Source organism: Flavobacterium sp., from assembly GCF_027484705.1.
GTDB lineage: Bacteria > Bacteroidota > Bacteroidia > Flavobacteriales > Flavobacteriaceae > Flavobacterium.
The window spans coordinates 36,587-63,224 of sequence record NZ_JAIXSL010000017.1; the positions used below are offsets into that span (position 1 = coordinate 36,587).

Below are 26,638 nucleotides of genomic sequence, written 5' to 3' on the forward strand. Positions count from 1 at the left end.
TAGGGAACAAGCAAACCAATCTGATATACCTATGAACCAACTTATTGTAAACATCAAAAATCTCCATTTTTCTTATCATAAAACAAAACAGGATATTGAAAATTTGGAACTAAAAATTCCTAAAGGAAGTATTTATGGATTTCTGGGACCCAATGGTTCCGGAAAAAGTACCACCATTCGTTTGATGCTGGGATTGTTAAAGAAAAATTCAGGCACCGTGGTTCTTTTCGGTCAAACATTTAATAGTAAAACCAGACTTCAAATTTTAAACAGAGTGGGAGCCTTAATCGAGAACCCTTCTTTATACGATCATTTAGATGCGGTTGATCATTTAAGAATAGCAGCCAACTATCGCCAGAATATAGCATTTACTAGAATAGATGAAGTATTAGAAATTGTCAAACTAACACAAGCAAAAAACAAGAAAATAAAAGAATACTCTTTAGGTATGAAGCAACGTTTAGGATTGGCGATTTCATTGTTAAGTAATCCTGAGCTCATCATTTTAGACGAGCCAACCAATGGTTTAGACCCGAAAGGAATTATTGAAATGAGAACACTGATTAAAGACTTAAATAAAAAATACGGGACTACCATATTTATTTCCAGTCATCTATTAAGTGAAATAGAAAAAACGTGCACACACGTAGGTATTATCAGAGATGGTAAAATGTTATACCAAGATACGGTGGCTGGTTTAAAAGAATCTCAGGGGACCAACCTTAAAATAGCTATTGAAGTAGATAAGCCCACAGAAGCTCTGTCCGTTCTAAAGAATTTGAAAATGGAGCATAGCGCTTTACTTGATGATCTTTTACAGATTGAGGTCAAAAATAAAGAAGAAATTACAGCAGTGATCGATATTTTAAGAGCTGAAAGAATAAATGTTTATCAAGTGTCAATTAAAAACGATCTCGAAGAACTTTTTTTATCCCTAACTGAAAACTAAAAATTATGACAGCAGTATCATGCTACGTATCAAGCATAAAAAATGAATTCATCAAGTTAAAAAGAACATTTGCTTTTTGGCTTACGATGATTAGCGCAGTACTTTTTCCTATACTATTTTTCATAGCATTTTTCATAAAACATAAAACAAACAATCCTAAAATTGGCGTAAATCCTTGGGATTATTTTATGACGGTTCAGATTGAAAATTCTACGCCTTTTTTTATACCCATGTTTATTGTGTTAATTACAGGTTTAATCATGCAAATAGAACATAAATCATCAGGAATGAAGCATTTATTCGCTTTGCCTATCCCTAAATGGAGTATCTATTTTGGAAAATTAACCATAGTAATTTTCGCTATAATTACTACTTATATCTATTATTATTTAGCCATTTTATTATCAGGATTTTTATTAGGGATAGTGCATCCAGATTTGGCTTTTTTGAATTTTCAGCCAGAACATTTAAAATACATCAAAATGCTATTGATTTCCTTTGCGGCTTCTTTAGGAATTATCGGAATTCAATTTTGGTTAAGTTTTAGATATAAAAATTTTGTTGTCCCTTTAGGATTTGGGATGTTTTTAGCCATTATTGGGATCATTGTTTCTCAAGCGCCACAATCTATTTGTTTCCCTTATTCTTTTAGTGTATTAGCTGTTTCTTTAGGGGATAAAATGCCTTTGATTTTTGGTATTTCATCGGTTACCGTTTTTAGCTTAGTCTGTTTTTTGGTAACCAGTATCTTGGGTTACATTCATATAAAACAATTAAATATCCAATGAGCATTTGTTTAAATAACCTCAATAGGGTATAAGCCAAATCCTATTAAACCACAAGATAAAACGCCATTGATTATCGATTAGTCCAACCTACCACGAGCCCTGTCTTATTATTTTCTTCGTCGTAAATCACTCAATGCATTTTGCGCGTTGGAGGATGGGAGCAACCCCGGAGTTGAGGAGAGGGCTGAGCGTTAAGAAAATGTCCGGTGGACATTTTTAGCGAAGAGCCAGGAGGTGCGCTGGCCGAACGAACGGCTGGGGTTGCGATAGGGAAAATGGATTGGGATGATTTACAGAATAAAATAATCAGACTTGATTTTTTGTTTCTTTTAGCTCACCAAGATTTCATTTGTCATAGGTGTTCGCTGAATCTCCTACGTCGATTTGCATCAAGGCAAAAGAAAGAGAAAAGTAAAACAGTTACGTAAGCGTCATAATCAAAGACTTAATCTTTTGTTTCTTTTAGCTCACCAAGATTTTATTTGTCACCGGTGTTCGCTGAATCTCCTACGTCGATTTGCATCAAGACAAAAGAAAGTCATTAGCACAACAATTACATAAACGCAATAATCAAAGACTTGCTCTTTTGTTTAAAGGTAGCACTTACTACCTTATTTTCTTACCTTCCATTTTTCTCCCCCCTTGAGAAAAAGTAAGACTTTTCACAGTGTTATTAGCGTCTAAATTAAAAGTAATTTGGGCATCGATCTCTTTGATGAAAAAAATATTCTCGGTTTCCGCAAAAAGCTGAACAGCTGGCTGTCCTGTGGCCTTTGCAAAAATACGGTCATTTTGCCTTTCAATCTCAATTTGAAAAGACGGTTGCAGTTCGTAAACACCAACATATTGGATAAGAATTTCTGGTGCCAAAGTGATGGATTCCTTTTCTGACGCTGGCTTTTTGTCTGTTTCAGTACCCATGCTTTTTTTGATACGGTCTGCAAAGAGTACTTGCTTTTTGCCGTCTTTTGATGAAAAAATATAAGTTGTGGTGAGGTCTTCAAACCTAAATTCATTTTCTGAAAGTGGTATAAGCTTTAAAGGGCGACTGCCTTCACGCATACTGTAAAGCATGCCATGATCGTAAATAATAAAACGAACGACATCTTCAAATTGGTAAGCACCAACCCACTTTTTTAGTTGCTTTTCAGAAAGTTTTACCGCTGCTTTATCCACGATGGGTTTGCCCAAAAGAAAAGATACCGCTTTGAGGTTATGCGTTTCAGGACCTTTGCCGTCATCAAGATTGGTCAATACGATGGCATAAATATTTCTGTCAGGCACATAAATGCCAGAAGTGGAAAAACCATTGATGCCTCCGGTATGTTCGAGCGTTGTCATACCAGCCAGTTCATTTATAAACCAACCATATCCATAATTGTCGCGTTTTCCGTTGGTCAGAGTGTGGTTTGTAAAAGCTAATTTTTTGCTTTTTTCTGAAATAAGGGTGTTGTTCTCAATGGCTTTATTCCATAAAAACATATCATCAACAGTAGCCATCAACGAACCTGCAGCATAAGGAATAGTCGTACTCATATACTCAGGATTTTCGTAGTGGTCTTCATTGAGTTGGTAGCCATTGGCCCTGTCAGGAATAATTTTGTAACTGTTTCCGTAATACGAATTTTTCATCCCGAGTTTGTCGAAGATGTTTTTTTGTATGAATTCCTCATAGCTCATACCGGATAATTTTTCTATGATATACCCTAAAAGGACATAGCCCGAATTGGTGTATTCATACTTTTCGCCAGGGTTAAATTCCAAGGGCAGGTTTTTGACATTGCTAAGGATGTCTTCGGGGGTCAGATCAAGCCGGGTTTTGGTTCTAAATTCAGGCAAATTGGTGTAACTCTTAATGCCAGAGGTATGATTTAGCAAATGGTGAAGCGTAATTTCATTTCCTCTTGGGAAATCTGCAATGTATTTTGATAAAGGGTCTTGAAGGGAAAGTTTGCCTTGTTCCATCAGCATCAAGATCGATACACTTGTAAATTGCTTGGTGATGGAAGCCAAGTGCAATACATTTTCGGGCTTCATTGGCACTTTCAATTCTAAGTTGGCCATACCGAAAGCCTTTCTGTAAATTATCTTGTCATCTTTGGCTATCAGAACAGTTGCCCCAGGCGAATTGACAGGGTAGGCCTGATTGAAAATGGCATCAATTTCGGCTTCTATGTTCTTTGTGGAAGCTGCATCAAAAGCGGAAACCTGCTTTGCTTGTCCGAATACTAGTTGAACCACTAAAAGTACTACTAATGTGACTGTATGTTTCATTGTTTTATGATTTTTAAAATGGATTAATTAAAAGTGTTTGAGTGTTTTTTTTTGAGCAATACGCTGCCAGCCTCACGAAGTGAAGTTTAATTTTTGCGATAATGAAGAGGTGTTAAAAGCAATGCGCTTTAACGTCGCAGGTAGAAGAAATAAGCCAAATAACTGAGTCCAAGACTAAAAGCCATAATGGCTAAGGAATGAATATTAATGGGGGCAGTCAGGTAAGTCATGGTCAAACCTGTTCCAAGGCCGCAAAATAAAATACCCAATTTAATAACCTCATTCTGTTTTTCCTGGTCATTTTTGTTTGACAAATAGGCCGATAATTGTTCTGACATTCCTTTCTCAATGAGTTTGTTTTTTAAACGATATTCTAAAAAATACTTAATCAAAGCGATGAGCATAAATACCAAAAAAAGAATAAACAAAATAGGAAGTATTATTCCAGCTATCGGTTCTGATGCCAACGGTTCAATAGGACTTGATGTTTTAGCTGTTATGGTTTTATTTTGTGCAAAAGCCTGAACTGTTGCCAGTAAAATTAGGATGCTTGTTGGTGATTTTTTCATTTCTAAATTGATTTTAAAAGATACTCTATTAGACAGCCAATTAAAGTATCGGTTGCAAATTGTTTTTAAATATTTTTTGCTCCTTCGTTTTGTATTGTTGGTGAATGTCAGCCAATAAAAATAGCAATACCACCAAGCCTGTTCCCACCACCAATAGCGTTGCGAATATAGATTTTGAATAAAACACGGTCAGGATTTTAGGTATAAATGGAATGGCCAATGATGCCATAATAACAGCTAAAAAAGTCAAAAGCGCCCAAAAGACGAATTCTTGCTTTTTGCTTTTTTTCTTCTCGTATTGCATGATTTTGTCCATCACAGCAGTGGTAAGGTCAAAAGAAAAAGTTTCAGGTGCTATTTCCGAAAGGCTATCATTCAAATGCTGATATTTTTCAAGTTTTTCACGACAGTTTGTACACTCTGCGAGGTGTGTGGCGACGGTATCGTCTTGCCTTTCATGGAATAGAAATGCCTGTAAAGTTTCGTCTGCTAAATGATCATTTTTCATGGTAGCTTATTTTTATAATGGGAATTAATATTGTCTTTAAGGATTTTTCTTGCTCTGGATAGGTAACTTTTTATCGTTCCTTCTGGTAAGTTGGTAATGGCTGCTATTTCCTTATTGGGCAATTCTTCTAAATGGTAAAGTGTGATTAAAGTCTGATACAAAGGTGAAAGTTTGCCTATCTCAGCATTAAGAATTTCGACTGCTTCTGTTTTGATAGTTACGAATTCTGGATGGTCAGTTATTGTAAACTTATTTTCAATCATTGTTTCTATTTCAATGATTGGAATTTTCTTCTTTTGAAGATAATTTACGGTCGTATTGTAAGCAATGTTTGCAATCCAGGTTGATAATTTAGATTTGAATTGAAATGAGGCCAGGTTTTGGTAAGCTTTCAAATAAATATCCTGTACAAGGTCTTTTTGGTCATCTTCATTGGCCAACATTTTTCGTACAATTTGAGTGACCAGTTTTTCTGTATTTTTTACCACAACAGCAAAGCCTTGAATGTTTCCATTCAGGATATTCGTAACAATAACCTTGTCAGAAAAAGGATTACTTTCATTGCTCATATATCATTATTAGACAAGCAACTTGAAGTTTGGTTGCAAAAATATTTGCCTTTTTTATCATTTCGCCTTTTGGGCTTGTGCTGTACGTTCTAAAATGGCAGGTACAGTTAAGGAAACGACACAATTTAAGACAAAACTAAATTATGAAATCATTCCAACCCATTTAAACCTCAAGACAAATCGCAGCATAGCGAAGATTCACCGACCCGAGCAAAGCGAACAGATGAAGCAATTCCTATAAAAAAATAATAACCAATGAGGTAAAAGAAAGCCTATTTCCCGATACAGAAATAATGAGTTATTGATTTTAAAGGGCTTCAATGAAATGAGGTACAAATAAGGTACAAGAAATAAAAAAACAGCGTATTAATTTCCTCTTTAATGAACGTGCAATACAATTGCAATTATCGATATAAATAATTGCAATTGTATTGCAATCTCTTTAATAAAGCCTTATTCAAGTTACATAAACCTTTACAAAAGTATTGCAATTTTTTTAAATCGCATATTGTTTAGATAAGTTGCTCCTTATTTCAGAAATTTATGCTTTAGCAATATAAAATTTTTTCCTAAACCAAAAAGCAAGATTTACCAATGCAATTAATGCAGGCACTTCTACTAGTGGTCCAATAACACCTGCAAAAGCTTGACCACTATTGATACCAAAAACTCCAATAGCTACCGCAATCGCTAATTCAAAATTGTTTCCAGTTGCTGTAAAGGCAATTGCTGTCGATTTTGAATAATCTGCTCCAAAATATTTACCTATGAAAAAACTGATGGTAAACATTATTGCAAAATAAATTACTAACGGAATTGCAATTCGTAATACATCCATTGGAATCTGAATAATTAATTCTCCTTTTAAACTGAACATTAAAATTATAGTGAATAACAATGAAATTAATGTTATTGGAGAAATAAAAGGAACGTATTTATTTTCAAACCATTCTGAACCTTTGAGAGCAATAAGTGTATAACGGCTTATTATTCCGAGTGCAAAAGGAATTCCTAAATATACACCTACGCTTTCTGCAATTTGTCCGATACTAATATTCACTTCAAAGCCTTTATACCCAAAATAAGGAGGTAAAATCGTGATGAAAACATAAGCATAAACACTGTACAGCAATACTTGAAAAATACTGTTTAAAGCTATTAATCCTGCTCCGTATTCACGGTTTCCTTCGGCTAAATCATTCCAAACTACTACCATTGCAATACATCTAGCTAGTCCAATTAGAATTACTCCAATCATATATTCGGGATAGCCATTTAGAAAAAGTAACGCTAAAAAAAACATCAAAATTGGACCAATAATCCAATTGAGAATTAATGATGCACCAAGTACTTTTGTATTTTTAAACACTTCTCCCATTTTGGAGTAATTCACTTTGGCTAATGGTGGGTACATCATCAAAATTAAACCTATTGCTAAAGGAATATTAGTTGTTCCACTTGAAAAGGAGTTGATAAAACCACTACTTGACGGAATGAAATAGCCAACCGATACACCTACAGCCATTGCCAAGAATATCCAAAGGGTTAAAAATCTATCAAGAAAACCTAATTTTTTCCGTTCTACTACCGGAGCACAATTATTAGCTGACATAGTTATTGTTTGATTAGTGAAAAAACATAAAACATTTCGGTTGCAATCTGTAAACTGCGTTCTTCGTATTTTTCTGCTTGTTGTGGAGTGTTGTCGAATGCTTTTGGGTCTTCAAATGTGATTGGAATGCGTTTTTCTGCTCCTGCAATAAACGGGCAACCACCATCGGCTTGTGAACAAGTCATTATAGCCGCAAATTGATTTTCGGGGTTAAAGTCATCATCATAGCTTTTAGAAAAGCCAATAATTGGATGCTCATTTTCTGCGTATTTGATGCTATAAATTGGATTGTTTCCCTCTGCAATTTTTTTAATTTTGAAACCTTGATTTTCTAAAGTTTTTGCAACCATAGGAAACATTGCAGTCGCTTCTGTTCCGCCCGAATAACAAAATACATTATTGATATTATAATGAGCTGCCGCTGTTTGTGCCCAAATTTGAGAAAGATGGCTTCTTCTTGAATTGTGAGTACAAATTAAATTCAATCTTATTTCTTGCTGATTTGTAGTTTTGGACTGAATGTAATCGACAAGCGGTTGCAAAGTTTCTTTTCGCTCTGCCGAAATGTTATTAAAATTAAAAGTGCTTATTAGTTTCTCAATTTCCGAAAAAATAATCGTTTTAGTTGTAGTCATTTTTTTGATTTCTAAAAATTACTTTATTAACAGCAGTTTCCATCAGGAGCGCAACAAGGTTCATCGGTTCTATCTGATAATCTTACCTTTTGCTTTTCGATAGGATTACCACATTGCTCTTGTGCCAAACAAGCTGTTTGTTTGTTCAGTAATACAAAATCGCTTCCGTCAAAATCTAACTCGTATTTACCAATAGTTGTGTCTTGGTATTCTACTTCAATTTCAAAATCTTCTATACCTAATACTTTTTCAGATAGTTCAATAATGTTTATTAATTTTTGGGGTTTTAAACGGTGTTCAAAATCATTAGCATCCCATAACTGAAAATTAACAACAGTTTCTTTTCGTACTGTTCCTCCACAATCGATAAAGTTTTTGGTTATTAAACCAACTTCAGTTACATGGAAATGTTCGGGTACTGAAGTGCCGTTTGGTAAAGTGAAGTTAACTGCTTCAACTGTTTTTAAAATGGATTTAATTTGTGATAATTTCATAATAATTCATTATTTAAGTTTAACAACATTTATTTCTTTTTTTGTCAAGGTCTTCGGAAATATGCTGGAAGAAGCCTTTTATTTTTTCAATTCCAGACTCATTGATACAATAACAAATAGATGTTCCTTCAATGCTTCCTTTTATCAAGCCTGCATTTTTCAGTTCTTTTAGATGTTGGGATACCGTTGGTTGTGCCAATGGCAATTCGTTTACGATGTCTCCGCAGATACAAGTATCAACTTTTAGCAAGTATTCCATAATCGCTATTCGAGCAGGATGCCCTAATGCTTTGGCTAAAATGGCTATATCATTTTGTTGTTCGGTAAAGTGGTCAGTTTTTGTTGCTCCCATTAGTAATATATTTATATTGCAATATTACGATAATTGTATTTAAAAAAAACAAAACTTATATTAAATTTTGTTTTTTAGTTCAAACTATAGTTTATGTTAATCTTTAAAACTTCATCCTTTGAATTCTAACCGCATTAAGTATCGCCAATAACGCTACTCCAACGTCCGCAAAAACGGCTTCCCACATTGTAGCTAAACCGCCTGCACCAAGAACTAAAACAATTGCTTTTACAATAAATGCTAAACCTATATTTTGCCAAACAATTTGTTTAGTCTTCTTGCCAATATTGATAGCGGTAAATATTTTATAAGGTTGGTCGTTTTGAATTACGATGTCAGCAGTTTCAATTGTTGCATCACTTCCTAAACCACCCATTGCAATTCCTGCATCTGCAAGAGCAACAACTGGAGCATCATTTACACCATCGCCAACAAAGGCAATTTTTAGGTTTTGTGATTTTAATTCTGTTACCTTTTCAACTTTGTGTTCGGGTAATAAATCGCCATGTGCAAAATCAATTTTTAGTTCTTTTGCAACTGCATCAACAACTGCTTGTTTGTCGCCCGAAAGCATTACAGTTTTTATATTTACTTTGTGTAAGCTATCAATTGCTTGTTTTGCATCTTCTTTGATTTCATCGGCAATTAGAAAATATCCTGCATACTTTTGGTTGATGGCAATAACAATAATTGTAAAAGGAGTATTATCAATTTCAGCATCGTAACTGATATTGTATTTTTTCATCAGTTTTATATTTCCTGCCAAGATTTCGTTTCCATCTACTTTGCCTTTTAGTCCGTGTCCTGCAATTTCTTCTACATCGGTAACTTTTGAATCCTTTTCAGTTCCTTTTGCGTGTTCAATAATAGCCGTTCCGACAGGATGCGTTGATTTAGTTTCAAGTGCTGCAACCCATTTTACTAAATCAGCTTCAGAAACATCAACGGCTACTACTTTTTGGACTTTGAAAACGCCTTTTGTAAGTGTTCCTGTTTTATCCATAACAACTACTTGAATAGATGCCATTATATCGAGAAAGCTTGAACCTTTGAATAAAATCCCGTTTTTACTTGCTGCTCCAATTCCGCCAAAATAACCCAAAGGAATACTGATAACTAAAGCACAAGGACACGAAATAACCAAGAATACCAATGCTCTATACAACCAATCTCTAAACACATAATTATCTACAAAAAGCATAGGTAAAACACAAATTGCAATTGCTAAAAACACTACAATAGGCGTGTAGATTTTGGCAAATTTTCTAATAAATAATTCTGTTGGTGCTTTTTTGGCTGTGGCTTCTTGCACCATTTCAAGGATTTTTGAAAGTTTACTATCGGTGTAAGCAGTAGTAACCTCCACTTGAACAACGGTGTTTAGGTTTATCATTCCTGCCAAAACAGTTTCTCCTTTTAGCTTACTATCAGGTTTGCTTTCTCCTGTTAATGCGGCTGTATTGAATGTGGCATTGTCTGAAAGCAATTTTCCGTCTAACGCTAATTTTTCTCCAGGTTTTAATTGGATGATTTCGCCAATAGTTATTTCAGAAGCTTTTTTGGAAATAGCAACATTTTCCTTTAAAACGGTAGCTTCGTCAGGTCGCTGGTCTAACAATAATTTGATATTCGATTTTGCTCTTTGAACTGCCAACGTTTGAAATATTTCTCCAATGGCATAAAACAGCATTACAGCAACTCCTTCGGGAAATTGTCCGATAGAAAATGCTCCAAGTGTTGCAATGCACATTAATAGAAATTCCGAAAATATTTCGCCTTTACGGATACTTTCAATGGCTTCTTTTAAAACAGGAAAACCAACAGGAATATAAGCCACAATATACCAACCAATTCGCACCCAACCTGTAAACCAAGTTTGCGTAAAATAGTTGTCGAAAGCAATTGCAATGAGTAATAAAGTGAAACTAATAATTGCAGGTGTAAACATTTGCAATGTAGTTTGGTCTCCGCTAGAATGGTCGTGGTCGTGTCCGTCTTCGTCTGAATGTTTATGCTCTTTGTGAGTAGTACAACAACCGCTATCCTTATCCGTTTTCCTATTTATTTTCTCTTCAAGAGTGCAACAAAGCTGTTTGCCGTTTGCATCGTATTTGTGTTGGTGTGCCATTTGATTTTCTTATTGGTTTTACTCTTCTTCTCCACTTCCTTTTGTCAACTCTGACAGTAAATAATAAGCACCTTTTATCACCACTTTAGCATCGGGTGCTACTTTATCTATGGCTTTTACTTCGGTGTAGCCCATATCAGTTGCTCCAGTAGTAATTTTAATTTGCTGAAATGTATTCTTGGCTGTTTCAATAAATATAAAATGGTCTTCACCATTATTTACGATAGCTTCTGTTGGCAATGCAACAGCATTCGCATTATTGATTTTTACTCTTGCTTCTACATACATGCCCGGCAAAACCGTTTCGGTCATTTCGTTAATTTTTGCGTGAACCAATACTGCTTGTTCGTTAGGCTCAAAAGCTTTATTTACAGCATAAATAGTTGCAGGATGCGTGTGTGCAATATCATTGGCATCACTGAATGTTATCTGTTGTCCAATCTTTATTTTGTGGATGTCTTTTTCAAAAACTTTCAAGTCTAAATGTAAAAAACGGTTGTCAATGATTTCAAAAAGTAAGGCGTTTGGTTCAGCATATTTTCCCATACTCAAATTGATGTGTTGAATATAGCCACTTATAGGAGCTGAAATAGCTATGCTTGAAGCAATGTTTTTTGAAGATAAATTAGCAACGTTAATACCCAATTGCATCAATTTAGATTTAAACGTTTCTCTTTTGGCTTGTGCAATCTGTAATTCCCTTTGTGCTTGTTGATAGGTTTTACCTGCATTAATGTTATCATCCCTTAATTCCTTTTGGCGTTGGTATTCCTTTTCCAAATAAGATAGATTAGCGTTGTTCTCTAAATAATCCTGTTGTAATTGTAAAACTTCGGTATTGACAATGGTAGCCAATGTTTTCCCTGCCTTTACAAATTCTCCCTCTTGAACATAGATGTTTTTTACAATTCCACCACTCAATATACTTACTTGTGCTTGGTATTGTGGCGGTAAAGAAAGTTTACCATTTATTTTTAAGGAAGAAGTTAGATTCTTGTTTTCAAAACTGCCTAACTCTAATCCGATAGCTTTTATTTGGCCATCTGTAAAGTGAACAATAGTTTGACTTTTCGATTCAGTTGTAGCTTCTTCTTTTTTAGCTTCTTCGGAATTGTTCTTGCACGAGCTAAAGGTAAGTATAGCTATCAGTGCGATGATTATATTGTGTTTCATAGTGACGAATTTTATTTGTTTATTAAGTACTGAATATTGATAACCGTTTGATTGTAATTATTCAATACCGTTAGATAATCTGTTTTTATTTTATTGGCATCTTTTAGGTTCTGGGCATACTCAATATATCCGATGTCACCCGATTTGTATAGCCGTTGTGCAGATGTTATTATACTTTCTGCCATTGGCAAACCCTCTGCTTTGTAGTAATTAAGTTGTTCCAAATACTGCTTTTGCTGTTCAAATTGTTGCAAATAGATTGTTGCTAATTCTTGTTGGGATTTTTCCAATTCCTTTTTTGCAATCTCTGTTTCGATTTCTGCTGCTTGGCTTCGTGCTTTGATACCGTTTCTGAACAAAGGAATATTTATACCGACACTTCCGTAATAGAAAGGCTTTTCTTTGTCTAAACTTTGTCCGTTAAAGCCCAAATTAAAAGAGGGAATTGCTTTTGCTTTTTCTGCTTTTACGCTTAACTCTTTGGCAATAATTTGTTGTTGCAAATACTTTAAAATTGGATGGTCTTTCACTAATGTACTATCGGTTAAACTGATTTCGGGCAAAGCTTCATATTTTGATGGAGCTGTGTAGTTTTCATTGCTTTTTGTCCATTTTTGAAGTTCAGCTAAATAATAAACCACTTGCGTATTGGCTTGTGCCAATTGATTTTTCAATTCTTTGCGGTGTAATGAAGCACTGATTTTCTCTAATCTGTTACTCTCGCCAACTTGAAATTTTTTATCAGCATACTTTTCATAATCGGCAAAAACTTTATCGGTTTCAACCAGTAAATTGTATTGTTGCCAACTGTATAGCCAATTATAGTAAGCATTGGAAACGTTTTTAATCAATTCGTTTTTGGTAACTTCTTCAAAGGATTTGGCTACGGTTACATTTTGATTTAACAATTTTCTATCCGCTTTATTAGTTATTCTGAAACCTTGCGCTACACCAACATTGTAATCAAAAAGCTTGCTGTTCATTTGCCCCAAATTACTATTGATATTGAAAGGATCTAAAACAGTAGCTGTTTTGGTTAAAGTTTGTTGTTGCTTGGTTTGCAAAGATGCCTGTTGAATAGCAGGGTAATTTTTAATAGCCAATTGCAAAGCATCGTTTAACTGTAATGGGTTGGTTTGTGCCTTTGCTGTATAGGATAAACTACTCATTAGCAACAAAGCAATAACAGTAATTACAGGATTTGCCTTTTTAAGTTTTTTGGGTGTCATCACTAAATAATATAAAACAGGTAAAACAAATAAAGTTAATAATGTAGAAGTCAATAAACCACCTATTACAACGGTTGCTAAAGGTTTTTGTACTTCTGCACCTGCACTGGTTGACAAAGCCATTGGTAAAAACCCTAATGAGGCTACCGTTGCCGTTGCTAAAATAGGTCTTAACCTTGCAGCACTTCCTTTGTAAATGCGTTGTAATAAATCATCTTCTCCCTCGTCTTTCAGACTATTGTAATAACTGATTAATACAATACCGTTGAGTACTGCAACTCCGAATAATGCAATAAATCCAACTCCTGCCGAAATACTAAAATTCATTCCACGAACCCACAAAGCCAATATACCGCCAATAGCCGCTAATGGAATAGCAGAAAATATAATAGTAGCTTCTTTGATGGACTTGAACGTAATAAACAGTAAGAAGAAAATCAGTAGTAATGCTACAGGAACAGCCAATTGCAAACGTCCTTTAGCTTCCTGTAAGTTTTGAAACTGACCGCCATAAGTAATGAAATAGCCTTCGGGAAGTTTTAGTTTAGCATCTAGCTTTTTTTGAATGTCTAAAACCACGCTTTCCACATCACGTCCTCTAACGTTTGCTTCAATCACAATTCTGCGCTGTGCATCTTCACGGCTTATTTGCGATGGCGATGTTTTAAAAGTTACTTCTGCTACTTCGTTTAAAGGTATTTGATTACCGTTTGGAGTAGGAATCAATAGACTTTTAAGAGCGTCAATATCGGTATTTTCATTTTTTGGAATACGAACCACTAAATCAAACTTTCTCTCTCCCTCATAGACAACTCCAGTAGTTCCACCTGCATAGGCAGTATTTATAATGCGGTTTACATTGGCAATATTTAAACCATACTGCGCAATTTTATTTCGATTATAATTGACTACTAAATTTGGCATCCCTGTTACTTGTTCGACTTTAATATCGGCTAAACCGTCAATTGATTTTAAAAGCGGAACTGCTTTATTAGCTTCTGAAAAAAGGCGGTCTAAATTGTCTCCAAATATCTTAATGGCAATATCCGATTTAACCCCTGCAATCAACTCATTAAAACGCATTTGTATAGGTTGCTCAAAAGACAAATTGCATCCCGGAATAGTACTTAATTTTTCATTCATCTTTTCAGCTAAATCTTCTTTATTGTGTGCTGTTGTCCATTCTTTTTTATCCTTTAAAACAATTATTACATCGCCACTTTCTATTGGCATTGGATCGGTTGGAATTTCGCTACTACCAATTTTGCTTACTACTTCTTTTACTTCTGGAAATTGTTTTAATAAATTTTCTAATTGTGTACTAACTTCTATTGTTTGTGGCAAACTACTACCTTGTCTAATTCTTAAATTCATTGCAAAATCGCCTTCATCTAATTCGGGAATAAATTCGCCACCTAAAGAATTAAATATAAATAATGATGCTATGAATAGAAATATGGCACTTGCAACTACCATTAATCTTCTTTCTAAAGCTTTTACTAGAATCGGTTGATACCAGTTGTTTAGTTTATTCATGAACCTATCTGTAAAATTAGGTTTGTCGTGTATTTTTTTACTTAAAAATAGACTACTAGCCCACGGCACATAAGTAAGGGAAAGTATCAATGCTCCCAATATGGCAAAACTTACCGTTTGCGCCATTGGCATAAACATTTTTCCCTCAACGCCACTCAACACAAATAATGGAATGTAAACTATTAAGATTATAATTTGCCCAAATATGGCACTATTCATAATTTTAGAAGAGTTACTGATTACTTCCTTATCCATTTGATTTTGAGAAAGCATATTGTTTTTGTAATGCTTGGAAAAAATGTGCAAAGTAGCTTCGACAATAATAACAGCTCCATCCACTATAAGCCCAAAATCTAAAGCACCCATACTCATTAGATTGGCACTTAATCCGAACATATTCATAATGATTATGGCAAAAAGCATCGCTAAAGGAATTACTGAAGCTACTATCAATCCTGCTCGTAAACTTCCTAAAAAAAGCACTAATACAAGGATTACAATTAATGCACCTTCCAATAAATTTGTACTAACGGTGTCTACTGTTCTGTCAATCAGTTTTGTCCTGTCTACAAAGACATCAATTTTTACTCCTTGAGGTAATGATTTTTCTATTGATTTTATTTTATCTTTTACTCTTTCAATAACCCGTACTGCGTTTTCGCCTTTTTGCATCAATACAACACCTCCGACAGTTTCTCCGTTTCCGTTTCTTGTCATTGCACCATAACGAGGTGCTGAACCAAATTTTACTTCGGCAATATCTTTTATAAGAATAGGAACACCAGTATTGTTTTTCACGACAATGTTATTGATGTCTTCCAAGTTTTGAATTAATCCTTCTCCTCGTATAAAGTAGATATTCGGACCTTTATCAATGTAACTTCCACCTGTATTTTCGTTGTTGTTTTGTAAAGCATCAAAAACATCTATCAACGTTAGATTATTGGCAGCTAATCGCTCTGGTTTTACTGAAACTTCATATTGTTTAAGCTTGCCACCAAAACTACTTACATCGACCACACCAACAGTTCCTAATAACTGACGGCGCACAATCCAATCTTGAATAGTTCTTAATTCGGATAGGTCGTATTTTTTTTCATAGCCTTTTTGTGGCACTAACACATATTGAAAAATTTCTCCAAGTCCTGTAGTTGGGGGTAATAATTCAGGAGAGCCGTATTGTTTGGGTATATTTTCTGTGGCTGTTTTTATTTTCTCGTCAACACGCTGACGAGCGATATTGACAGGTACGTTATCCTTGAAGACAATTGTTATTACTGATAATCCCGAGCGGCTTGTACTTCGCAATTCTACCATTTCCTGCAATGATTTGAATTCCGTTTCTAATGGATAGGTAATAAATTGTTCTACTTCTTGAGTAGCTAAATTTGGGGAGTTTGTAATTACTTGAACTTGATTATTGGTTACATCGGGTAGCGCATCTACGCTCAATTGTGTAAATGAGTAGATTCCAAACGAAACAAAAATAGCAAGCAAAACCCCTGTAATCAGTTTGTTGTTTACTGAAAAGTTTATGATTTTATTTATCATTGTTATAGTATAATGAATGAGTAATTAGGCACGGATGCCCATTAAATACTGTGGAAAGCCCACAACTCTTTAACCCGAAATTACTCGGGCTTCATTATGCTATTTGAGGCGGTTGCCAAATACTTCCGAAGAAATTGGAAGCAAAAATTGACTTGTATTCAGGTACTTTTTTATCAATACTAGTCTTAATGGAAATAAGACTATAGGCGAATGCATTGTTTAGTGAAAACCCTTGACAGCCACAGCAACTACAAACACACATAGGAGAACAAACATCATTATCGTGGTGTGGCGTAGATTGGTTGCTTATCGCTACTTTTTTGGATGCTGAAAACGCCTCTCCATCTGCACAAGGCATACAGGAAAGAGCTATTATGTAGCAGGATAATATGAGGGTTATTAATTTCACGATTGTAAAAGTAGTATTTTTTTAATAAACAATAACAAACAGCCTATTTTGCCATTTGCCATTGCTATTAAATGTACTTTTAATTTATTTTTTTTCCACTAAATCCATTCCGCATTTAGGGCATTTCCCTGGTTTGTCACTTGTAACTTCAGAGTGCATTGGGCAAACATAAGTCATTGCCATAGTATGCTTTTTAGATTTTGTTTTTTTGCTTTTTGTTGTCATAGAACATTTGTCCATTTTGCCATCCATGTCCATACAGTCGCCTTCTTTCATTTTCATTTTTTTTCCGTCTTTCATAACGCATTCGCCATTTACCATGCAAGTTGTACCATTTTTCATTTTCATGTCTTTGTCCATGGGTATCATTTTACCATCTTTCATGCACATCATTTTACCGTCTTTCATCATGCAACAATCTTTCATCATTGCTTTTTTAGTTTTGGTTTGTGCGTTGATGTTACTTGTTGTAAGAGATGCTGCTATGAATAGCATTACCGTAAACATCTTCGCCATCATTTTTGTGTTTTTCATAATATTTAAATTTAATTTTATTCAGTAGCGCTGTTTCTCGCTCTTCAGATTGCTGTTGCCCAGAAAATTTTTATTTTAATAATTCAAATTTGCCCCAATTCCAAATCCCATATCACTGTCATAATGGGTTCTGATACTTAAATTTCTTTTGATTATATATCTTGCATCAACCATATATTCCTTATCAGTATTTATCATAAATCCCATTCTAAGGCGTTTTGAAATAGGAATATCTTCTCGCATTAGTTGAAGACGCAAAGCTCCGTTTGTGTATATTTCAGACTGGAAAATAACTAACATTGGCAGTGTGTAATTAAGTCCGACGCTGAATGCGGAACGGTTATCTTTTGTGTTGGTTTGTCCAAATAGATTTCTTTCTTCTTCATCTATTCCCATTTTACGGTATCTCCAATCAAAACCAATAAAAGGCATTAACCATTGCATCTTTCCAATATACCTGCCTATGTGGGTTTCGGTTTCATAACCGTGCATATTATTATATCCTAATCTCCATTCAGTCCCAATACTCCAACGAGTATTGGCTAACATTGCCCCACCATCATTTCCATTAGTAGCAAAATCATTTTCAGCCATAAAATGAAATTTTCTATCATCAGCAAATAATTTGCGTTGTGCTAGTTTTGGGTCTGGAATTTCGGGGTTAGCTGCTTGGTTTTCATAAGTGAAAACACGACCCATTCCACTCATCATGTGATAAAGAATATGACAGTGAAAAAACCAATCTCCCTCGACATTCGCATTAAATTCGATAGTGTCAGTTTCCATAGGCATTATATCAACTATATTTTTGAGCGGAGCATAATCTCCTTGACCATTTAACACTCTAAAATCGTGACCGTGCAAGTGCATAGGGTGTCGCATCATCGAACCGTTGTACAATACAATTCTAACATTTTCGCCTTTTTTAATAAGAATTTTATCGGTTTCTGAAACTACTTTGTTGTCTAAACTCCAAACGTAACGGTTCATATTTCCAGACAGTTCAAAGCGTAATTCTTTTACTGGTGCATCTTTTGGAAGATTAGTTTTAATTGGAGATTTCAACATTGCATAATTCAAGGTTGTAATGTCTGAAAGTTCATTGCTATTATAATCATCAGCAGTCATTTTCATTTTACCCATTTTATCGTCTGTTTTTTTCTCGATTTCCCCTGTGATTTCAGGATACATTACTACATTCATATCCATTTGGTTTAATGACATTTGCATTCCAATATCATCTAAATCACCGTTCATTTTCATCATGCCGTTCATCATTTTCATACCTTCAAAATACTTGAGTTTTGGCATTGGCGAAACTAACTGCTTAATGCCCTCACCAATATAAATTGAAGTTGATTTTGTTCGGTCTTCGGGTGTTGCTAAAAGTTCATATCCAGTTTTATCAGCAGGAATGGTAACAATTATATCATAGGTTTCGGAAACTGCAACTATTAATCTATCTACTTCAACAGGTTCTACATCGTTACCATCATTGGCAACGACAGTAATTTTTCCACCTGCATAGGTTAACCAAAAGTAAGTTGATGCTCCGCCATTTGAAATTCGCAAACGAACTTTATCTCCTCCTTTGAATTGGGATAATTGGCTTTCGTTTTTGCCATTGATTAAAAATTTATCATAATACACATCGCTCACATCCATTGCGTTCATTCGCTTCCATTCATTAGCAACTTTGGTTTTGAAATAGCCCTGCTTAATAGCTTCGGCATAACTTTGAGTAGTCCCTTTTTTAATAGCAAACCAGTCAGTAGCATTGTGTAACATTCTATGAACGTTTTCGGGTTTCATATCTGTCCATTCGCTTAAAATTATAGGAACAGTAGGCAAATCGTCAATACCTTTCCTAAAGGTTGGGTCAGTGGTTCTTTTGTTCATAACAAACGAACCATACATTCCGATTTGTTCTTGTAAACCAGTGTGGCTATGATACCAATGTGTTCCGTGTTGGATTATAGGGAATTTGTATAAATGGGTTGTATGCGGTTTAATGGGCATTTGGGTAAGATTAGGCACTCCATCATATTGATTAGGTAAAAATAACCCGTGCCAGTGCATTGAGGTTTCTTCGTTTAACTCATTATGCACATATATTTCCGCAGTATCTCCCTCTGTAAAAGTTAAAGTAGGCATTGGAATTTGTCCGTTTACTGCTATTGCTCGTTTTTCTTTACCCGAAAAATTTACAATAGTATCACGAACATATAAGTCGTAACGAACGGTTCTTGGAGGTTCGCTTTTTGCTGTAACAGTAGTTTGTTTCGGTTCAGTTTTTTCAACCTTTTCTGAATAAGAAATGGTATCTTTTGTTATAGCATCTTTCTTTGGGTATTGAATTTTATCCTGCTTTGGGAGGTTCTTTTTAACACTTGTTTTTGGCTTTTCTTTTATCAAAGTCATACCACATTTGGGACAATTACCCGGTTTCGTAACATGAATTTCGGGGTGCATTACACAGGTGTAAGTTACAGGTTGTGATTGCTGGAGTACTTTGCCTTCAGCAAAGGAATATATAGATAGGACAAATATAAGTAAGACTAATTTTTTCATTTTTTTAAAGTTTTAAATTTCGTAATCGTAACGCATTTACTATTACAGATACTGAGCTGAATGACATTGCTAAGGCAGCTATCATTGGGGATAATAAAATTCCAAAAAACGGATATAAAACTCCCGCTGCAATTGGAACACCTAACACATTATAGAAAAATGCAAAAAATAAGTTCTGCTTAATATTTCTCATAACGGCATGACTTAAATTCTTGGCTTTCACTATACCTTGCAAATCGCCTTTTACTAATGTGATTTTGGCACTTTCAATGGCTACATCTGTTCCTGTACCCATTGCTATCCCGATATCGGCTTGTGCTAAAGCAGGGGCATCATTTATACCATCGCCTGCCATCGCTACAATTTTTCCTTCGGATTGTAAACGTTTAATTTCGTTTAATTTGTCTTCGGGTAAACACCCTGCTTTGTAGGATGATAAGTTTAATTCATCAGCAACAGCTTTGGCTGTATTTACATTGTCGCCAGTTAGCATAATTACTTCAACACCTTGACGCATTAGTTCTTTTATGGCTTCTTCGCTAGAGGTTTTAATAGCATCTGTTATTGATACAAATCCAACCACAATACCATCAACGGCAATATAAGAAACAGTTTTCCCTAATTTTTGTTCGGCAATAATTTTGTTTTCCAAATCATTTGAAACACTTGCCTTTACTTGTTCCACTAGTTTTTTATTTCCTAATGCTACTTTTTTATTGGTTACTGTTCCTGTAACTCCTTTGCCTGCAACGGCTTCAAAATCTTTAACTTCAATTAATGAAATGGATTTTGTTTTTGCATAATTCACAACAGCTTGTGCCAATGGATGTTCACTATACTGATTTAATGAAGCAATGCTTTTCAATAAATCCTCTTCGTTGTTATCTGACGAATAGATTTTTTCAACAGATGGTTTTCCCTCAGTTATGGTTCCTGTTTTATCAGTAATTAGCACATTTACTTTATTCATTTTTTCTAAAGCTTCAGCATTTTTTATCAAAACGCCTGATTGCGCACCTTTACCAACACCCACCATTACTGACATAGGAGTTGCCAACCCCAAAGCACAGGGACAGGCAATGATTAGTACAGCTATGGCATTTATAAAACCATATACTAAAGCAGGTTCGGGACCAAATTTTGCCCAAATGAAAAAGGTAATTACCGAAATAATCACAACAATTGGCACAAAATATTTTGCAATACTATCGGCTAATTTTTGAATTGGCGCTCTTGAACGACTGGCATCATTTACCATTTGAACGATTTGAGAAAGCAAGGTTTCTGAACCCACTTTTTCAGCTACCATTACAAATGATTTATTACCGTTGATTGTTCCTGCAATTACATTATCATCTTTTTTTTTGTCAACTGGTATTGGTTCGCCAGTAATCATTGCTTCGTCAATGCTACTTTCTCCATCGGTTATTTTTCCATCTACAGGAATTTTGTCTCCGGGTTTTACTCTTAATAAATCGCCTTTTTTGATGTCGTGAATTGAGATTACTTTATCGCTTCCATCAATAACCAAAGTAGCTTCTGTAGGAGCCAATTTTAATAATTCTTTTATCGCTCCGCTAGTTTGACTATGCGCTCTCGCTTCTAACAATTGCCCTAACAAAACCAAAGTTAGAATGACAGTTGTAGCTTCAAAATAGAGTAATACTGTTCCGTGTTCTGTCTTAAATTCACTTGGGAAAATATCGGGAAAAAACATTCCGACTAAACTAAATAGAAAGGCTACTCCAGTACCAATTCCGATAAGGGTAAACATATTCAAATTCCATGTGATTATTGACTTCCAAGCACGAACAAAGAATATCCAACAGGCATAAAAAACCACTGGAAGCGAAAGTAGTAGTTGTATCCAATTCCATTTTGAAGCTTCCATTAGTTGAAGTAATGGATTGTTGTGTGCCATTTCTATCATTGCAATAGCGAAAATGGGAACTGTAAATACAACCGCTATTTTCATTTTCTTTACCAAATCCTTATACGTTTTTTGGTCTTCGGTGTCAGTTGGATTCATAGGGACTAAATCCATTCCGCAAATTGGACATGAACCCTGAGTTTCACTAATAACTTCTGGGTGCATTGGACAAGTATACAAAGTTTTGCTAACTGTCAACTCTGGTGCTTTGACTAAATCCATTCCACACACAGGACAATCTCCTGCTTTGTCATAGACTTTTTCGCCTTCGCAGTGCATTGGGCAATAGTATTTTCCATTAGCATTACTTGGCACTTTTAATTCATTTTTGTGGCTGTGAGAATGTGTGGAGCAACAAGATTTTGAAGTAGCTTCATTTGTATTTGATTCCTGTGGATTTTTTCCATTGGTCATTTCTATGATGTATTTTCCAACGGCGGTTAACGCTTCTTGTAACTGCGTTGTTGGAATGTGTTTTTCCATAGTTATAGTAGCTATGGGTGGGTTTAATGAAACTGAAGCTTCAACGCCCTCAATAGTATTTAATGTTTTTTCGACTTTGCTACGACAACCATCACAAGTCATTCCGGTAATGTTATAAGTATGTATCATCTTTTTGTTATTTTAATACAAATTTCCAGTATAACAGTTTATTGGAGTTGCACAATTTTGGGTTTGATTTGCAAGATTTATAAATCTTCTATTTGTCTTCGTTTTACAGATTTTATGCTTTTAAAATAGGTTGGTGAAAAGCCCGTTATCTTTTTGAACTGGTTGCTTAAATGAGAAACGCTACTGTAATTTAGAGAATAGGCAATCTCGCTTAATGATAGTTCATCGTAAATAATTAACTCTTTTACTTTTTCAATTTTCTGATTCATAAAATACTTTTCTATAGTAGTGTTTTCTACTTCGGAAAAGAGATTGCTCAATGTATTGTAATCTTGATGAAGTTGTTGTGAAAGGTAATCGGATAAATTGCTTTTTAAATCATTGTTTTTATTCTGAACCAAATCAATAATGAGTGTTTTAATTTTATCAATTGCTTTACTTTTTCTATCATCAATTAAATCAAAGCCAATAGCACGAAGACTTTTCAGTAATTCTTGTTTTTGGTTTTCTTCAATGTCATTTTTCAATTCAACTTCACCCAATTCAACTCCAATAGGGTTAATGCCTATATTTTCAAACACAGACTTTACAACCATTTTGCAGCGACTACAAACCATATTTTTTATGTACAGTTTCATATGGTAACGGTTAAATTGATTTTGCTATTTTATCCATTATTGAATGGTCTGAACCGAATTTGCAAATGGCATCACAATTGGCTCTCAATTCTGAAAACAATATGTATTTGATAATCATTTTTGAGTTTTTTATAGCAGGTCTGTTGAGTTGCTGAATAACATCTTTTTCTCGACTGTCGGGAATAATGATATAGAATACTTCATCACCATCGGAAATACTAAAATAAAGGTCAGAAAGGCGTAAAATTCCTGAATAAATACTGGTGCTTTTTTCTACTTCAAATGCACCAATAATATTGTTTGTTCCTTTTTCAAACCAAAGGACATCAATTAGTTTGATAGTGTTTTGCGTGTCTTTATCACAGGGTAACTCAGGGAATTTACTCATAGAGATAAAAGAAAAACTTTGTCCATTGAATGCTTTACTTTTATCATTACTGGCAGGTGTAACATCAAAACCTAATGACGCTCCAATTTTTAATAAATGGTATTGCATTTCACTATGAAGGTTTTCTTCTTGCTTTTCTTCCTGAATTTCCTTTTGGCGTTTTACAATGTTCTTTTCAAATTTATTACGTTCTTCTTCGCTCAAATATTCATCATTGCCAATCAACATTTTTTGCGTTCCAATTTCAAAACACAGTCCTGCGATTGCTCCTAAATCATTGGATAATTCAGATTTATGTGCGCTGTTTGTTTCGAGTAGTGTTTCACGGATTTTTAGGTATTCTGTCCAACTTCCTAATTTCTTTTTGTCTTTGTACAAGAAATTAAATCCATTGAGAATAGCTGTATTGAATGGTGGAAACCAAGTAGGGTGTATGAAGTATAAAATACTTGCAACCGCTGGACCAAGTCCCTTTATTTTAAGTGTATCTAACTTTACAATTTCTTTTACAACTTGTTCTTCAGTTTTAGCATTGATGCAATTTTCGAGAAACTGACCAAAAGCTATTTTGTTGGTTTGATTTTCATAAATATCGGGGATGCGCAATTTTGGTTTCCAATAAAAAGGATGTGCAACTCCCACGAAAACCTGCTTTTGTTCTGCAATACAACTCAACACAAACTCTAAACTACTTTCTTTAAAATCGTTTGGGAAGTTTTTGTTTTTTATGTCTTCAATAACTTGTAAAACACCACGTCTAATTGTTCGGAAAGCTTTTAGTCGTTGGTCATTATCTACAAACCAAGTATTGTAAACACTTTCGTTGTCATTTTTGTATTGCTGAATAATTTGTGTTAGGTTACTCATCTTTATTAAGGGTATTTATCCAATTGATTATTTCTTCTTTTTGTTTGGCTGTAAGTATTGCATTTTTGTGAATCAAAGTATAAGAACTTAAAGGCATTTCGTTTGATTTTATTTGTTTGCTTATTGCCTCTAATTTACTTCTTTGTTTTCTATTAGAATAATTTCCAAACTCATTGAAATTTAGTTCCTTTTTTCCTTCATTAATATGCCCGTCCATAAAGAAACGAATGGGTTGAACATAAGAGTACCAAGGATAGTTTGTATTATCACTATGACAATCATAGCAGGATGCTCTTAAAGTGGTTTCGATATTCTTTGGTACTTTATACATTTCAGTGAAATTTGCTGAAAAATACTGCTCGTAACCAATATTACGAGCAGGTTGATAGCATTGCATCAGCAAAAAAATAATGAATCCAATAATTGCTATTTTCTTGATGATTTTTTTCATTTAGTATGTTTTTTTGATAGAACCACAAGTTAACATTTTGCTGCCTTGATATGGGTTTTTAATGTCTTTTACTTCGCTTATCCAAATTGCACCTTTTCCCTCATCTGCCATAGGGCAATAATCTTGATATAACTTTCTTTTTGTGCCGAAGACTTTAATCAAATCATTGATGTCTTTGCTTAATAATACAAAGTGTTCTCTTTGGTGTTCTAATTTATCTCCATTTGCTCCAATATGTTCAGCGTGTTCTTTAGCATCATCGGCAATATCAAGATATTCTTTTTTCTGCTTCGCATCAAGCGTTTTTGCATCAAACCTGTTAAATGATGCTAATAGCATTTTGCCTTTTTCCGCAGCACCTTTAGAATCGTCTTTTGCTAATTTATTTTTAAGATTTATATAGCAAGTTATAATGTCAGTTACATAGTCTGATGGTGCTACCATAGAATTAACAACAGTTTCTTCAACTTTTGTTATTGTATCATTCGTTTTTGACTCTGTGGTTGCAACTGGCTCGGTTAATTCCATACCACATTTTGAACATTTATCGCCTTTTTTCCCTGTTACTTCTGGGTGCATTGAACACGCATATAACTGCGAGGTACTTTCTGTTTTTTCTGAATTAGTTGTTGAAGCTTCTTTGTTTTTTTGATTACAAGAAACTAGAACAAATGCCATTGCTATGGCTGAAAGCATTATATTTTTCATTTTTTTATATTTTAAATCGTTATCGTTGCTATTGGCAACATTTTTTAATAAATATTTTTTTGAAAATCCACTTCAATATGTTTAGTGTTTTTTTCATTTTTATAATTACATTTTTAAAACGATACCATTTGGCTTGTTACCTACAATAATTGTTTTAGTAACTGTATGATTGTTTACATTTATTACAGAAACAGATTTTGCGGATTGATTTGTAACATAAGCTGTATTTCCATCAGTTGTAAAAGCAACTGCATGAGTGCCATTTCCTGTATTTATTACACCTGCATCCATCCACATTCCCATACCTGAATCCCAAGTGTAGTAGTGTACTTTTGCATTCATAGGATCTGTAACCCACAATTCATTTTTAACCCCATTGTGAGCAGCGATACCCGGCATAAAACCTAAAGCAATAGTTTGGTCAACTGCATTTGTAGCGACATTAATTACTGAAATAGATTGTCCGTCTTCGTTGTCAACAAACATTTGTCCGTTGCTTCCAGTCCAAGCACCAACTGGATTATCGCCAACATTTACAGTAGTTATAACCGCTTTTGTAGCAACATTGATTACAGAAACTGTATCATCGTCTCCATTAGCCACATACGCTTTTGTCCCATCAGATGAAAATGTTAATTCTGCGGGCATCATTCCAACTGTAATTGTGTTCATCAATGCATAGGTTGTAGCATTATAAACCAATACTTTTCCATCCATGTCCATTTGCGGAACCCAAATTTCTGTACCGTCAGGGGAATATATAGTATTGTGATTCATTACTGGTAAATCTAAATCCTCTAAAATTGCACCTGTCGTTGCATTTAAAACTAACATTTTACCCGGCATTGAACCAGTTGTTGCATGACCACCACTAAAATCCATTCCTGGTACTCCCAAAGCTAAATGTCCTTGATGATAAGCAATGTGATGTGGCCAAGTAATCATATCGGAACTAGGAAACGATATTGTTCCTGTTACTTCTCCTGTCGATAGTTTTATTACTGAAACTGTTGCATCTTGACCATTGACAACATAAGCTGCTGGGTAATCTACATTTAAAGGAGTAGCTGTATTGTTATCTTTTGAACATGAAGCTAATGTGAAAAGTGCAACTATTGCAGTTGCTAGAACGAATATTGAATTTATTTTTTTCATTTTTAGAT

General features: G+C 34.6%; 22 protein-coding genes. 2 read left to right on the forward strand and 20 right to left on the reverse strand.

Annotation, left to right across the window (positions count from 1 at the left end; all coding sequences use genetic code 11):
- The first annotated feature begins 31 nt into the window (after positions 1 to 31).
- Positions 32 to 949, forward strand: coding sequence for an ABC transporter ATP-binding protein (locus Q0058_RS10510; RefSeq protein ID WP_298223674.1), 918 nt, complete (start codon positions 32 to 34; stop codon positions 947 to 949).
- 5 nt (positions 950 to 954) lie between these two features.
- A complete protein-coding gene (locus tag Q0058_RS10515) occupies positions 955 to 1,737 on the forward strand; it encodes an ABC transporter permease (protein ID WP_298223676.1) in 783 nt (260 codons plus the stop codon).
- Positions 1,738 to 2,343: 606 nt separating this feature from the next.
- Here Q0058_RS10515 and Q0058_RS10520 read toward each other — a convergent pair.
- The 20 genes from Q0058_RS10520 to Q0058_RS10610 form a co-directional block, all read right to left on the reverse strand.
- Complete coding sequence (locus Q0058_RS10520; protein WP_298223678.1) at positions 2,344 to 4,011, reverse strand: serine hydrolase; 1,668 nt, start codon at positions 4,009 to 4,011, stop codon at positions 2,344 to 2,346.
- Between the two features lie 128 nt (positions 4,012 to 4,139).
- Positions 4,140 to 4,580 carry a DUF6249 domain-containing protein gene (locus Q0058_RS10525; RefSeq protein ID WP_298223680.1) on the reverse strand — a complete coding sequence of 147 codons (441 nt, stop codon included), beginning with the start codon at positions 4,578 to 4,580 and terminating at the stop codon, positions 4,140 to 4,142.
- A gap of 40 nt (positions 4,581 to 4,620) precedes the next feature.
- A complete protein-coding gene (locus Q0058_RS10530; protein ID WP_298223682.1) occupies positions 4,621 to 5,088 on the reverse strand; it encodes a hypothetical protein in 468 nt (155 codons plus the stop codon).
- Entirely contained in the window at positions 5,085 to 5,657 is a 573-nt protein-coding gene (locus tag Q0058_RS10535; RefSeq protein WP_298223684.1) for a sigma-70 family RNA polymerase sigma factor, read from the reverse strand. Before Q0058_RS10535 ends, Q0058_RS10530 begins: the two co-directional genes overlap by 4 nt.
- Before the next feature lie 541 nt (positions 5,658 to 6,198).
- Positions 6,199 to 7,269, reverse strand: a complete 1,071-nt coding sequence (arsB, locus tag Q0058_RS10540; protein ID WP_298223686.1) for an ACR3 family arsenite efflux transporter — start codon at positions 7,267 to 7,269, stop codon at positions 6,199 to 6,201.
- Positions 7,270 to 7,271: 2 nt separating this feature from the next.
- Positions 7,272 to 7,904, reverse strand: coding sequence for a protein-tyrosine-phosphatase (locus Q0058_RS10545; RefSeq protein WP_298223687.1), 633 nt, complete (start codon positions 7,902 to 7,904; stop codon positions 7,272 to 7,274).
- A gap of 26 nt (positions 7,905 to 7,930) precedes the next feature.
- The gene (locus tag Q0058_RS10550; RefSeq protein ID WP_298223689.1) at positions 7,931 to 8,398 is read right to left on the reverse strand and encodes a DUF6428 family protein; all 468 of its coding nucleotides are present in this window, start codon (positions 8,396 to 8,398) and stop codon (positions 7,931 to 7,933) included.
- 19 nt (positions 8,399 to 8,417) lie between these two features.
- Entirely contained in the window at positions 8,418 to 8,750 is a 333-nt protein-coding gene (locus Q0058_RS10555) for a metalloregulator ArsR/SmtB family transcription factor (RefSeq protein WP_298223691.1), read from the reverse strand.
- 103 nt (positions 8,751 to 8,853) lie between these two features.
- Positions 8,854 to 10,878: a heavy metal translocating P-type ATPase gene (locus Q0058_RS10560; RefSeq protein WP_298223693.1), complete on the reverse strand. Its 2,025-nt coding sequence runs from the start codon at positions 10,876 to 10,878 to the stop codon at positions 8,854 to 8,856.
- Positions 10,879 to 10,896: 18 nt separating this feature from the next.
- On the reverse strand, positions 10,897 to 12,051 hold the full coding sequence (locus Q0058_RS10565) for an efflux RND transporter periplasmic adaptor subunit (protein WP_298223695.1): 1,155 nt from the start codon (positions 12,049 to 12,051) through the stop codon (positions 10,897 to 10,899).
- A gap of 11 nt (positions 12,052 to 12,062) precedes the next feature.
- A complete protein-coding gene (locus Q0058_RS10570; protein WP_298223697.1) occupies positions 12,063 to 16,367 on the reverse strand; it encodes a CusA/CzcA family heavy metal efflux RND transporter in 4,305 nt (1,434 codons plus the stop codon).
- A gap of 94 nt (positions 16,368 to 16,461) precedes the next feature.
- Positions 16,462 to 16,776, reverse strand: coding sequence for a DUF6660 family protein (locus tag Q0058_RS14560; RefSeq protein WP_366869730.1), 315 nt, complete (start codon positions 16,774 to 16,776; stop codon positions 16,462 to 16,464).
- 84 nt (positions 16,777 to 16,860) lie between these two features.
- Positions 16,861 to 17,310, reverse strand: coding sequence for a DUF6799 domain-containing protein (locus Q0058_RS10575; protein WP_298223699.1), 450 nt, complete (start codon positions 17,308 to 17,310; stop codon positions 16,861 to 16,863).
- A 75-nt stretch (positions 17,311 to 17,385) separates the two neighbouring features.
- A complete protein-coding gene (locus tag Q0058_RS10580; RefSeq protein ID WP_298223702.1) occupies positions 17,386 to 19,881 on the reverse strand; it encodes a multicopper oxidase domain-containing protein in 2,496 nt (831 codons plus the stop codon).
- Between the two features lie 4 nt (positions 19,882 to 19,885).
- On the reverse strand, positions 19,886 to 22,423 hold the full coding sequence (locus tag Q0058_RS10585; RefSeq protein WP_298223704.1) for a heavy metal translocating P-type ATPase: 2,538 nt from the start codon (positions 22,421 to 22,423) through the stop codon (positions 19,886 to 19,888).
- 77 nt (positions 22,424 to 22,500) lie between these two features.
- The gene (locus tag Q0058_RS10590) at positions 22,501 to 23,061 is read right to left on the reverse strand and encodes an AraC family transcriptional regulator (protein WP_298223706.1); all 561 of its coding nucleotides are present in this window, start codon (positions 23,059 to 23,061) and stop codon (positions 22,501 to 22,503) included.
- 10 nt (positions 23,062 to 23,071) lie between these two features.
- Positions 23,072 to 24,316, reverse strand: coding sequence for a hypothetical protein (locus Q0058_RS10595; RefSeq protein ID WP_298223708.1), 1,245 nt, complete (start codon positions 24,314 to 24,316; stop codon positions 23,072 to 23,074).
- Positions 24,309 to 24,767, reverse strand: coding sequence for a heme-binding domain-containing protein (locus tag Q0058_RS10600; RefSeq protein WP_298223710.1), 459 nt, complete (start codon positions 24,765 to 24,767; stop codon positions 24,309 to 24,311). Before Q0058_RS10600 ends, Q0058_RS10595 begins: the two co-directional genes overlap by 8 nt.
- Positions 24,768 to 25,475: a DUF3347 domain-containing protein gene (locus Q0058_RS10605; RefSeq protein WP_298223712.1), complete on the reverse strand. Its 708-nt coding sequence runs from the start codon at positions 25,473 to 25,475 to the stop codon at positions 24,768 to 24,770.
- Positions 25,476 to 25,580: 105 nt separating this feature from the next.
- Positions 25,581 to 26,630: a YncE family protein gene (locus Q0058_RS10610; RefSeq protein ID WP_298223714.1), complete on the reverse strand. Its 1,050-nt coding sequence runs from the start codon at positions 26,628 to 26,630 to the stop codon at positions 25,581 to 25,583.
- Between the last annotated feature and the right edge of the window lie 8 nt (positions 26,631 to 26,638).

Coding starts and splice junctions, on each gene's coding strand:
- Q0058_RS10510 (WP_298223674.1), top strand. CDS start 32: ATGAACCAACTTATTGTAAACATCAAAAATCTCCATTTTTCTTATCAT.
- Q0058_RS10515 (WP_298223676.1), top strand. CDS start 955: ATGACAGCAGTATCATGCTACGTATCAAGCATAAAAAATGAATTCATC.
- Q0058_RS10520 (WP_298223678.1), bottom strand. CDS start 4,011: ATGAAACATACAGTCACATTAGTAGTACTTTTAGTGGTTCAACTAGTA.
- Q0058_RS10525 (WP_298223680.1), bottom strand. CDS start 4,580: ATGAAAAAATCACCAACAAGCATCCTAATTTTACTGGCAACAGTTCAG.
- Q0058_RS10530 (WP_298223682.1), bottom strand. CDS start 5,088: ATGAAAAATGATCATTTAGCAGACGAAACTTTACAGGCATTTCTATTC.
- Q0058_RS10535 (WP_298223684.1), bottom strand. CDS start 5,657: ATGAGCAATGAAAGTAATCCTTTTTCTGACAAGGTTATTGTTACGAAT.
- arsB (WP_298223686.1), bottom strand. CDS start 7,269: ATGTCAGCTAATAATTGTGCTCCGGTAGTAGAACGGAAAAAATTAGGT.
- Q0058_RS10545 (WP_298223687.1), bottom strand. CDS start 7,904: ATGACTACAACTAAAACGATTATTTTTTCGGAAATTGAGAAACTAATA.
- Q0058_RS10550 (WP_298223689.1), bottom strand. CDS start 8,398: ATGAAATTATCACAAATTAAATCCATTTTAAAAACAGTTGAAGCAGTT.
- Q0058_RS10555 (WP_298223691.1), bottom strand. CDS start 8,750: ATGGGAGCAACAAAAACTGACCACTTTACCGAACAACAAAATGATATA.
- Q0058_RS10560 (WP_298223693.1), bottom strand. CDS start 10,878: ATGGCACACCAACACAAATACGATGCAAACGGCAAACAGCTTTGTTGC.
- Q0058_RS10565 (WP_298223695.1), bottom strand. CDS start 12,051: ATGAAACACAATATAATCATCGCACTGATAGCTATACTTACCTTTAGC.
- Q0058_RS10570 (WP_298223697.1), bottom strand. CDS start 16,367: ATGATAAATAAAATCATAAACTTTTCAGTAAACAACAAACTGATTACA.
- Q0058_RS10575 (WP_298223699.1), bottom strand. CDS start 17,310: ATGAAAAACACAAAAATGATGGCGAAGATGTTTACGGTAATGCTATTC.
- Q0058_RS10580 (WP_298223702.1), bottom strand. CDS start 19,881: ATGAAAAAATTAGTCTTACTTATATTTGTCCTATCTATATATTCCTTT.
- Q0058_RS10585 (WP_298223704.1), bottom strand. CDS start 22,423: ATGATACATACTTATAACATTACCGGAATGACTTGTGATGGTTGTCGT.
- Q0058_RS10590 (WP_298223706.1), bottom strand. CDS start 23,061: ATGAAACTGTACATAAAAAATATGGTTTGTAGTCGCTGCAAAATGGTT.
- Q0058_RS10595 (WP_298223708.1), bottom strand. CDS start 24,316: ATGAGTAACCTAACACAAATTATTCAGCAATACAAAAATGACAACGAA.
- Q0058_RS10600 (WP_298223710.1), bottom strand. CDS start 24,767: ATGAAAAAAATCATCAAGAAAATAGCAATTATTGGATTCATTATTTTT.
- Q0058_RS10605 (WP_298223712.1), bottom strand. CDS start 25,475: ATGAAAAATATAATGCTTTCAGCCATAGCAATGGCATTTGTTCTAGTT.
- Q0058_RS10610 (WP_298223714.1), bottom strand. CDS start 26,630: ATGAAAAAAATAAATTCAATATTCGTTCTAGCAACTGCAATAGTTGCA.